Genomic DNA, 2,739 nt, shown 5'->3' with positions numbered 1-2,739 from the left:
GTACCCAGATTTGTAAATTGTTCCCAAAAGAGCGCTGAATTAGTTTTCGGCAAATTTACTTTCGTAATTTGGGATTATTTTTGTCTGATATTTTAAATTTTTCAAAGTACCCAGCGGAGTTGTAAAGCTTAATTGATAGGAAAGCTCATGCTCATTATTATTTATTTTTTTTAATGCAATTTTGGAAGCATGAATGTTATGAATATTGATACCGTTAAAAATGCGGTCATATTTATCTACCACTTCTTCGGAAGTATAACCTAACGAAGTGTATGATTGCTTTTCAAGCACATCATCAATTTGTTCATATTCTTTGTTCTCTAAAATCTGAATGAAAGCATCTGCTGCTTCTTGTGCTTGGCTGCTGTCATTTTTATGAATGAATAAGAACAGACCAAAGCCCCCGCTCACTGCAAAAAAGATCAATAGCATTATAGGAAAAAGTATATTTCTCCCTTTTTTCTTTTGACTCGACTATTCACACGCTGTCCCTTCTTCTCCTTAGGTTTAATTACTACACATGTAGTTTTTTAAAACTACATGTGTAGTATTGAGGTCAATTATAGCATAAATAAGATAAATAGCAAATATCAAAAATCGGGATGGCTCAGCATATTCTATCCAATAGATGACTGCTTTTGAAAAATTCACGGCAAGATGGATTTTGCTGCGAGTTTTTCTTTACTATACTGAACCTGCATAGGTAAGTTTTACAGGCTTGTTTTTCTTCATTGTAGCCTTATATAAGCTGATGTCGCCACGGGGCGGCGCGGATGAATCCGATTGAACGCTAAAGTTTTCGTTTAAAGAAATGGTCCAGACCGATTCGCCATCGTTCACCAACACAACTGCAAGGGTTCCGAACTGTACAGTCTGATCCCAACTAAAGGCATCCACTTTCCCGTTTTGCAATACTTTTATTCCTTCTTCATTGCTGATGACTTCTGCATTTTCACCGGACCAGCGTCCGTAAATCGACGGTCCCACATAGTAGTATGAGCCCCCTCTGCCGCGGTCCCCATATGTACCGATGTATTGATGAATGGTCTTATCTGCCGCTTGATATGTGACAGCCACAGCGTCGTTGGCTATCCATTTCACCTTGAAGTTCCCTGATGTTTGATAAGGAAGGGTTTCTTTTGGCAGGGCAAGGAGATGATAGTAGGTCCGGTAATATGTGGCCTCTCCTGTTTTCTTATTTTGCTTAATGGAGAATACATGTTTAAAATTCGGTGAAAGACTTACAATATTTTTCGTTTTTCGAAGGTCTGCAACGAGCAGCATCCCATTTGCTATAAGGACTGCAGCCACGGCTATGCCCACAGCCATCTCCCATTTTTTCGCGGCCGGAACCAAAAAAAGGATAGAAAGCCCGAGACAGACGAGGCTGAATATATTTATCAAATAAAAAAGCCGATTATCACTGTACTCAACTTGAAATTTGGCATGCAAAAATAAAAAGCCCATCTGTAATAGGAATAAACCTACAGCCAAAAGCAATAGGATCCAGCCGCTGATCTTTTTCATGTTTTTATTCAATTGCCTGTACCTCCGTCGAAAACTCCCACGTTTTTCCATTGTCATCTGAAAGGAATTTCCCTTTTACTTTTCCCCCTTTATAGTCTCCGCTTGGTCCCTGGTTCACAAGCATCGCCAGGGTGCTCCCTTCTTTAAAGGGTGTTTCAGCAATCACAAATATTTTTTCAAACTGCTCCGGGATATGTATCTCCGCTTTAGTCCAAGTTTCTCCTCCATCCTGTGTCACATGAAGCTCGGGATGCTCGGGATTTAATATTCCAAACGATAAAAACCCTGTCTGTTCATCTATAAAGCCGCCATCCGCTATTAATCTCGTCACATTCGAACTGTTTACTTCTCTCCAGCTTTTCCCACCGTCATTCGTTAAAAAGACGCTCGACGTTTCCTGAGACATGGTACGGTCACCGGAAATGATGACATATCCAAATTGGTCATTTAAAAAAGCAACTTTCCGAAAACGAATTGGCGGATATTGCTCCGCCACAATGGCCGTCTCCCAAGATCTCCCCTGATCAAGTGAATACGTTACCTTAATTTTCTGACCTTCCGGACTCTCTCCAACCGGATATAAAAAGGCTGCCCGTTTTTCTGTAAGAACATAGCTATTGTCAATAAGTTCTTGCTGGTTTCCGTTATATTCCCCGCCAAAAAGAGACTCTTTTTCAACCGGAACAGGAATCCAGCTTTCCCCGTGGTCATAGGTAACTTTCAACTGATCATTTTGGAGAGAATAGTCAATCATATCTTTGGAATACAGGGGCTGTTCCTCCGTCACCGCAGTTTCCGGACTGTCAGAAACCGATCGGCTTATTGGAACCTCCTCCTGTTTGGCAGGAAATTGGTAAAAAATCAATCCCGCTATTTGCCCGGCCATAACAACGCACGATATCCCCAAGATAAAATATTTCACGAAATAAGCTCTCCTTTTTATTAGAAAAGTGATCCTGTTCCGTGACAGCAATAAAGTTGTGTAATTAGGTTTCAAATTTTCGTACCACACAAAAGAATTGCTTCCTTTGATTATTGCATGACTGAAGTCACGGGTATCCACGCTAAAATCTTATGAATAAAGAAATCAATGGTGACAGAACCACAAAACTACAATTGTAGTATTTGGGTTATTATAGGGCTTACTGAACAACCTTTATTTTGATCAATAGTTTGCCACTCGCAGTTCTGAAATAAAAATAGCCGTCGAAT

Annotated in this window: 3 protein-coding genes; all 3 read right to left on the bottom strand. The window is 40.2% G+C overall.

What is annotated here, in order from left to right:
* Positions 1-39 precede the first annotated feature (39 nt).
* The 3 genes from AB1L08_RS22075 to AB1L08_RS22065 all read right to left on the bottom strand — a co-directional run bounded on the left by AB1L08_RS22075 (position 40) and on the right by AB1L08_RS22065 (position 2,449).
* Positions 40-411: an NTF2-like N-terminal transpeptidase domain-containing protein gene (locus AB1L08_RS22075; protein ID WP_413066734.1), complete on the bottom strand. Its 372-nt coding sequence runs from the start codon at positions 409-411 to the stop codon at positions 40-42.
* Positions 412-684: 273 nt separating this feature from the next.
* Positions 685-1,539, bottom strand: a complete 855-nt coding sequence (locus AB1L08_RS22070) for a hypothetical protein (RefSeq protein ID WP_413066733.1) — start codon at positions 1,537-1,539, stop codon at positions 685-687.
* Positions 1,532-2,449: a WD40/YVTN/BNR-like repeat-containing protein gene (locus AB1L08_RS22065; RefSeq protein WP_413066732.1), complete on the bottom strand. Its 918-nt coding sequence runs from the start codon at positions 2,447-2,449 to the stop codon at positions 1,532-1,534. Before AB1L08_RS22065 ends, AB1L08_RS22070 begins: the two co-directional genes overlap by 8 nt.
* Positions 2,450-2,739: the final 290 nt, after the last annotated feature.

It is taken from the genome of Siminovitchia jepli, assembly GCF_047228825.1.
Classification (GTDB): domain Bacteria; phylum Bacillota; class Bacilli; order Bacillales; family Bacillaceae_C; genus Siminovitchia.
This window is presented reverse-complemented; position numbering and strand designations above follow the sequence as displayed.